The organism is Methanobrevibacter olleyae, assembly GCF_900114585.1.
Taxonomy (GTDB): domain Archaea; phylum Methanobacteriota; class Methanobacteria; order Methanobacteriales; family Methanobacteriaceae; genus Methanobrevibacter; species Methanobrevibacter olleyae.
In genome coordinates this window covers 1-5,948 of the sequence record NZ_FOTL01000046.1, presented here as the reverse complement: position 1 = coordinate 5,948, position 5,948 = coordinate 1, and the positions used below count along the sequence as shown (strand labels likewise).

Here is a 5,948-nt window from a genome sequence, read left to right as displayed (position 1 = left end):
ATGATTCGATTCCAGAAGTTTTAATGCAATTTGTAAACAAACATGTCTTAAATCACTTCAAAAGATACATAGAATACTTAGATGATGAAAATATTGAAAAAACATCAAATAAAGTAGAAAATTACTACAGACAAACAAATCCAGAAAAAATTAAGAAAACTTACAAAACTAAAAATGGAATTCTAACATTTTTAGACTACCAAATGAAAAACTGGACAAAAAATCACATAAAAATAAAATAAGCCTATAAAATTTTACAACCTCAAAAAATAGAAAAAAAATAATCCTTCAACTTTAATATTTAAAAAAAGAAAAATTACAATAAGGTTTCAACTTCAGCAATAAACTTTTCTGCTTGTTCAATAAGTTCATGAGCCATCTCTCCTGTAAAAACTCTAAAATAATTATAGCTTGAATCATTTCTAAGTTCCATAGCCCCATAAAGATAATCATAATTTTCTTTACTGAATAAACCAGTCATGAGATATTCTTTAGCAAGCTGTCTTAAAGTTCCTGTATGAGTCTTTGGAGAAATATTTTTCTTCAATAATAAGATAATGAAATGGAATCTCTATATTGTCCCACCCCATACAAGGCTTTACTTGAAACTAATTGTTCTTGCCTGCATTAAATGCATCTTCCGCTTCACCCAATTACAAGACCTTCTCTAAGAACATTAGTTAAAAAGTAATAATTTTTTGTTTTATTAAAATAATCAACAGTCATTAATCTAGGAGATATAACTTCATCTTTTTCAAAAATAATGTCAATAGCCTTTTGATGAATATCATGCCTAATTTCCTCTGCAATTGGAGAAACAATTAAAATATCAATATCAAACTCTTCAGTATCATCACCACGAGCTACAGAACCAAATAGGATAATTTGTACAATATCATCAGATTTAATAGATTTTGCAAACTCATGAGCAATTTCAACAGGATTATTCATTTTAATCACAAAAAGATTTTTACACTTACAATAAATAATATAAATTTCATAAATTATAAAGATTTTCATAATGGGATATATTCAAAAACACAAAAGGAGTGTGTATCACAAATATTTTGTCTTCAATAAAAAGCTCAATATTTATAATTGTTTAAATTTATAATTTTAAATTAAAAAATTTATGAGTCCTACTATTTTAGTTTTTTGATAATTGTTGTATGGCTGTTTTTGAGTAAAATCCTTGCAATATTACCAGTGCTCCTAAAAATACATTTAAATAAACGGTTTTTTCAACTGATTTTGGAGCATACTTGTGAATTTCCCCCATATTCTTAAGATATATATTAAACAAAAACAATAAATATAAACAATATTGAGAAATAAAAAACGAAAAAATAAAATAGTATAGGAGATTAATTTTATGACAAAATTTGATCTTATTAAAACATTATCATATTATGGACAAGAAACAACCGTAGAAGGGGACTTCATAATAGGTGAAGATACAATATGGGCAAGTCAAAAAATAGTTGCACAAATTTTTAACACTACTCCCTCTAATATATCCATCCATTTCTCAAATATAATTCAGGACGAAGAATTAATTGAAAATGAAGTAAGTATAAGCTCCAAAGACTTATTTACAGACCATTCAGAGTTTATTAAGGAATCCTTAATAAACTCTAAGAAAGGAGGTAGGCCTTCTAAATGGTATAATTTAGATGCAATGATATCAATAGGATACAGAATAAACAGTAAAGAAGCAACACACTTCAGAAAATGGGCTACAAATATTTTAAAAGAATATATGATAAAAGGATATGTACTAAATAAAGAAGTACTTGAAAATGGAGGAGTCTTAGGCAAAGACTATTTTAATGAATTACTAGAAGAAATAAAAGAAATCAGAACTAGCGAACGTAGAGCATATCAAAAAGTAACAGATATATTCGTTACAAGTTACGATTATGATTCTAACTCATATATTGCTAAAGAATTTTATGCAAAAGTCCAGAATAAACTTCATTATGCAATAACTGGACAAACAGCAGCAGAAATAATTAGTAGTCGTGCAGATCATGAAAAAAATAATATGGGATTAACAAATTGGAAAAATAGTCCCACAGGTAAAATACTAAAAAAAGATACTGAAATAGCTAAAAATTATCTTAACAAAGAAGAATTAGATGAATTAAATAGTTTAGTAAATATGTACTTAGATTATGCAGAACTACAAGCAAAAAGACAAAGATTAATGTATATGGATGATTGGTCTCAAAAATTAGATGGATTTCTAGATTTTAACGAATATGATATTCTAAATAATAAAGGCAATGTAAGTATGAAAGAAGCTAAAGAAATAGCAAATAAAGAATATACAAAATATAGGCCAATCCAAGATAAAAATTATCGTTCAGACTTCGATAAATTATTAGAAAATGTAAATGAAATAAAATAGTTCCCTAAATAAATAAAAAACAAAAAATAGATAAATAAATAAAAAGGATTTAGGAAGCTGAATTTTTTCATGTGAAAACTCAGAACCCTAAAATAATAATTTATTATTTCCGTTTTACAAAGTATAAAAAATTAATTAAAAAATAGTTTTATATTTATAAAACAGTACGATAAATAGTAAAAATATTAAAAATAGTAAAAATAGTAAAAATATAAAAGTATAAAAAATAAAAAAATAAAAATTTAAAGTTAAAAAAAAAACAATTTTTTAGAAAATATTTTAATCAAGATTCTATAGACTAAAGCCCATGAATCTGATTATCCGATATATCTAAGGTCATCTTGAGCTTGCTGAGGTGCCTGTTGGCCCATAGCTCTACTAAGCATTTCTTGTTCCATTTGTTGAGCTTGACTAATCATTTCACGGATTTCTTCAGCCTTTGCTTCTAACTCTTCAGTACTTACTTCAAGCTTTACAAGAATAGCTAACTTTTGTAAAATAGCTTCAGCTGCTTCAGCATCAATGAAATAACCTGGAGTTTTACCCATTAAACAAAATCCAGCCATACCGCGGAGTCTAGCTAAACCTAAAAATAAACCAGAAGCACCAACAATGCCACCATCGGCAGACCTAATTTCAATATCTGCTTCTTTAAGCATTTCAATAGATGCTTCATCAGTAGCTGCACCTAAAACACGGCCTTCTACCCCTTCAATAGGCTGACCAGTTGCAAGACCACCTAAAGTGTATAATTCTTTAGCACCTAATGATTCTACAAAATCAAGTACAGAACCACAAAGTTCATATTGACCTTCAGTTGATAAACCTTGACAGTTTCCTACTAAAAATATGAAATCTCTTTCATCTGCACCTGCAGATTTTAAATAGTACATTTCATTCTTCATATCTTCAATAATTCCTCCTTCACCAACAAGAACTTGAGGAGGGAAGTATGGAGAATAAATTTCTACAAATTTAGTAGCATCTAATTCATCAATAACGTGATCAATAGCTAATTTTCCTACATGACCAATTCCCGGAAGTGCTTCAATAAATATAGGATTATTTAAGCTAACTTCTTCTAATACTTTAAATTGAGTTGTTCTCATAAGATCACCATTAAGAAGATTTTAATGATAACAATCATAAAAAATAGAAAAATAAAAACAGAATAAAGTCTAAAATTTAATAATAAATAAATTTTAAATCGATTATTCCTTATTAAGCATCTCTTTTTTTAATTGCCTACGATATTTACCATACTTATCCTCAACTGAAAATTTAGGCGGGTAAATTACTTTTAAATCACCACCACACTTAGGACATTGAGATTTAAGTGTGTAAATATTACAAACTGGACACTTTTTCATTTTCATTTTCATCTGATTCACTAATTAACTTTCAATTTCACGTAAGAATTCTCCATTACCATCTGCATCTTCTACAATAGCAATAGCCTTTTCTGCTGCTTCTTTTAATTGTTTTTCAGCAACTAAATAATCAGTAGAAGTTACAGTGATTCTATAACGAGGAGCTCCAACACATTGAACTTCAATATTTTCATCTTCTGCTGCCATAAGTGCCTCTCTAATAACATCTACACCATCTGAGTTGTAGTTTTCAATATCTATATATCCACTAATGTGGACCTCAGGTGGTTGAATGTTTTTAACAGCAACTTCAGCTATAGCATCCACCCATTCTTGACTAATACCTTCTTCACTAAGAGTTTCTGCTCCTTCTTCAGCAGCACTTTCAAATGCACCATAGATATCTCCAAAGATATCCATAAGCTCATAACCTACTTCATCATAAGCAGTATCCAAATCTTTATCTAAAGATTTAGCAGCTAATTCTAAGAATTTTTCAGCTTTTTGTTCAATTTTCCATTGTTGAATCTTTTTAGTTCTTTGGTCTTCTCTAATTCTTTTTAAAGATGCATCGACATGACCTTTTTTAGGATTAACTCTTAAAACACGAGCAACAATCTTTTGATTTTCTCTTACATGATCCCGAATATTTTTAACCCAACCAGAAGAAACTTCAGAAATATGAATAAAAGCTTCTTTACCTGTGTATTCTTCTAATTTAGCAAATGCACCATAGTTAAGAACTTTGTAAACAGTTCCCACTATAAGTTCTCCTTCATTTGGCCATTCTTGACTTTTTCTTACCAATTAAAACACCAAAATAAAAATAGTTAAGATTTGGTTAAATAAATTATTTTAAAAATTCAATTAATTAAATAACCAATCTTTATTCTAAGATTACATAACAACTAATTATTAATTATTTATAGGAATAACTTAATTAAAGTTAATTAGTTATTAATAATTTTAAGCTTAATCTAAAACTTCATCGATGTGAGCCATGATTTTAGCTTTTCCACCACGGGATTTTACAATAGTTTTACCGCAGATGATACATTTTACATCAGAAGCTGCACGATCGAAAATGATTTGTTCGTTGTCACAATCTAAACATTTGACTCTTAAAAAGTTTCCTCTACCATTACTTGCCATACAAACCACCTATTTAGATACGAATTCAGGTTTTCCTACTCTGAAAGATTTTCTGATGTGGGATTTTCCACATTCTTTACATTTGTATCTTAAATCTAATTTTTTAACTGGCTTGTTACCACCTGGTAATGGTCTTGGATAACCTCTGTACCCTGCAGTAACTCTTCTGAATTGTCTTTGTCCCCATTTTAATTCACTAGCTTTTCTTTTTTTAGAAGTATGTACTTCGTGCATAGTGTGTTTCTTACAATGTGGACAGTAAGTTCTTTTTTCCTTAGGCATTTTCATTTTCTTCACCTTTTAATTCCTCTGTTAAAAGACCTATAGAACTTAATTAACAGATTTTTTTAATAATAAATAATTACAACAAACCACTTGGAACTGATTAAGTTTCCAAAGAGCATGAGGATAAATTATAAGATACTAATAGGAACATTTTTCAGTTTCCTATGAGCATTAGAGTATCTACAAATTCTTATAAAAATATTTTATCTATAACTATCTCTAGAATAGTTCATAAGATAATCAAAATATTGAAAAAGTTTTAAAAAACTTAAAAATGGATTTAGCAAAATCTAAATCTTGAAATATAATAGAAATATAATAATTAAAAAAATATTTTAAAATAAGAAAATATCATATTATTATAGATACATTAATTATATATGCTTATTATCAATATATAAATCTTTGTAATTGTGAAAACTTGGCTCTTTCAAAAACTTTGTTGATGAACTTGATTAAGTTTTCGATTTTCATTCCAAATCAAATCTCTGCGATAAATTCTCTTTAAAACACCACGAATAGTCTTAAAAGTTCTTTTTCTTGATTTAGGCATAGTTTTTTGAAAAGCATTTTCAAGCTTATTAGTTGTTCTCTCAATTTTCTTATCTTTTAAATGATAAATAAAGCTTTTATACCTAGAAACAATAAATTTTCTTATAATTTCATAAATAACATTATGAAATTCATTTTTACGATAAATTAAACCTTGTAATTCTTTTTCAGCTTCATAA

9 protein-coding genes and 2 pseudogenes are annotated in these 5,948 nt (G+C 27.6%); 2 read left to right on the top strand and 9 right to left on the bottom strand.

The annotated features are described in order from the left end of the window. Positions 1-242: pseudogene (locus BM020_RS09200) on the top strand (ISNCY-like element ISM1 family transposase); the annotation flags it as partial. Positions 243-316: 74 nt separating this feature from the next. On the opposite strand, the gene BM020_RS09195 reads toward BM020_RS09200, so the two are convergent. The 3 genes and pseudogenes from BM020_RS09195 to BM020_RS09520 all read right to left on the bottom strand — a co-directional run. Further along, positions 317-547: a HEPN domain-containing protein gene (locus BM020_RS09195; protein ID WP_074798960.1), complete on the bottom strand. Its 231-nt coding sequence runs from the start codon at positions 545-547 to the stop codon at positions 317-319. Between the two features lie 98 nt (positions 548-645). Continuing rightward, entirely contained in the window at positions 646-951 is a 306-nt protein-coding gene (locus BM020_RS09190) for a nucleotidyltransferase domain-containing protein (RefSeq protein WP_074798958.1), read from the bottom strand. Positions 952-1,147: 196 nt separating this feature from the next. Continuing rightward, positions 1,148-1,282: pseudogene (locus BM020_RS09520) on the bottom strand (IS5/IS1182 family transposase); the annotation flags it as partial. Between the two features lie 90 nt (positions 1,283-1,372). On the opposite strand from BM020_RS09520, the gene BM020_RS09185 reads away from it, so the two are divergent. Beyond that, positions 1,373-2,410: a virulence RhuM family protein gene (locus BM020_RS09185; RefSeq protein WP_074798956.1), complete on the top strand. Its 1,038-nt coding sequence runs from the start codon at positions 1,373-1,375 to the stop codon at positions 2,408-2,410. A gap of 317 nt (positions 2,411-2,727) precedes the next feature. On the opposite strand, the gene BM020_RS09180 is transcribed toward BM020_RS09185, so the two are convergent. The 6 genes from BM020_RS09180 to BM020_RS09155 all read right to left on the bottom strand — a co-directional run. Further along, positions 2,728-3,519 (bottom strand): proteasome assembly chaperone family protein, encoded by a 792-nt coding sequence (locus BM020_RS09180; RefSeq protein WP_067148026.1) that lies wholly within the window; start codon positions 3,517-3,519, stop codon positions 2,728-2,730. A 102-nt stretch (positions 3,520-3,621) separates the two neighbouring features. Next, on the bottom strand, positions 3,622-3,792 hold the full coding sequence (locus BM020_RS09175; protein ID WP_067148029.1) for an RNA-protein complex protein Nop10: 171 nt from the start codon (positions 3,790-3,792) through the stop codon (positions 3,622-3,624). Between the two features lie 12 nt (positions 3,793-3,804). After that, positions 3,805-4,587 carry a translation initiation factor IF-2 subunit alpha gene (locus tag BM020_RS09170; RefSeq protein WP_074798953.1) on the bottom strand — a complete coding sequence of 261 codons (783 nt, stop codon included), beginning with the start codon at positions 4,585-4,587 and terminating at the stop codon, positions 3,805-3,807. A 165-nt stretch (positions 4,588-4,752) separates the two neighbouring features. Then, the gene (locus BM020_RS09165) at positions 4,753-4,932 is read right to left on the bottom strand and encodes a 30S ribosomal protein S27e (RefSeq protein WP_012954984.1); all 180 of its coding nucleotides are present in this window, start codon (positions 4,930-4,932) and stop codon (positions 4,753-4,755) included. 9 nt (positions 4,933-4,941) lie between these two features. After that, positions 4,942-5,220: a 50S ribosomal protein L44e gene (locus BM020_RS09160; RefSeq protein ID WP_067148034.1), complete on the bottom strand. Its 279-nt coding sequence runs from the start codon at positions 5,218-5,220 to the stop codon at positions 4,942-4,944. Between the two features lie 427 nt (positions 5,221-5,647). Next, the coding region (locus tag BM020_RS09155) for a hypothetical protein (protein WP_074798950.1) at positions 5,648-5,948 on the bottom strand (301 nt) is incomplete at its 5' end.

Excerpts from the sequence above, each read along its gene's own strand:
- BM020_RS09185 (WP_074798956.1), top strand. The coding sequence starts at position 1,373 with ATGACAAAATTTGATCTTATTAAAACATTATCATATTATGGACAAGAA.
- BM020_RS09160 (WP_067148034.1), bottom strand. The coding sequence starts at position 5,220 with ATGAAAATGCCTAAGGAAAAAAGAACTTACTGTCCACATTGTAAGAAA.
- BM020_RS09180 (WP_067148026.1), bottom strand. The coding sequence starts at position 3,519 with ATGAGAACAACTCAATTTAAAGTATTAGAAGAAGTTAGCTTAAATAAT.
- BM020_RS09175 (WP_067148029.1), bottom strand. The coding sequence starts at position 3,792 with ATGAAAATGAAAATGAAAAAGTGTCCAGTTTGTAATATTTACACACTT.
- BM020_RS09190 (WP_074798958.1), bottom strand. The coding sequence starts at position 951 with ATGAATAATCCTGTTGAAATTGCTCATGAGTTTGCAAAATCTATTAAA.
- BM020_RS09165 (WP_012954984.1), bottom strand. The coding sequence starts at position 4,932 with ATGGCAAGTAATGGTAGAGGAAACTTTTTAAGAGTCAAATGTTTAGAT.